Genomic DNA, 656 nt, shown 5'->3' with positions numbered 1-656 from the left:
CATCAACTCTACATGGCCCCGCCCCTTAAGGGCTTGAGCCTCTTTAATCAGAGCATCTACGTCATCAATCATTGAGAAGCCCTCCAATCTTTCGCAACCTTTCCTTGGCCTTAGTCGCTCGCTCAGGGTCGACAAGCTCACCACGCGCAGCATCAAACCGCATGCAAGCCAGCACAGCACGTTCGTGGTCTGCATGTGCCCGAAGGCGCTCCATCTTCCAGTGAGGCAAGCCCGGCTTGTTATGGCTACGCATTCCTTCGGGGAACAAGTCACCAAGGCTCAGGCCAACAGCCATTAGCACGTCACTAGTTGGACAACCGGCGAAGCAATGCACCAGCAAGCGGCCATCGTCGCACTCCTTAATGGATAGACTCGGGGTTCGATCATCATGCGCAGGACAGCAGGCTATATAGCTTCCTTCACCAGTGCTGCGCACTTTTTCCAGGCGGTTGAGAAGCCTTTGTGCTGGGGTCATCACTTCACCCCCTGCATAGTCAGCGCATGGCGCAGGCCGTCACGGTGTGTCTGGCTCAAGTGGTAGCGGCCATATCGGCAAGCCTGCCCGTAGCGGTCTTGGCCCTGGAGGGTTTCGCAATCAATCCATAAGCCCAAATCTTTAAGCCTGCTTATATAGGCCGGGGCATTGGTGGTGCCAA

General features: G+C 55.9%; 2 protein-coding genes. Both read right to left on the bottom strand.

The window, feature by feature from the left end; translation table 11 throughout:
• Window positions 1-195: hypothetical protein (locus A3730_RS32525; protein ID WP_231883849.1), on the bottom strand; the 195-nt coding region annotated here is incomplete at its 3' end.
• 279 nt (window positions 196-474) lie between these two features.
• Window positions 475-656: hypothetical protein (locus A3730_RS32520; protein WP_231883848.1), on the bottom strand; the 182-nt coding region annotated here is incomplete at its 5' end.

This window comes from Alcanivorax sp. HI0044 (genome assembly GCF_001634945.1).
Note: the sequence above shows the minus strand (reverse complement) of the source record. Positions and strands in the feature narration are given on the sequence as shown.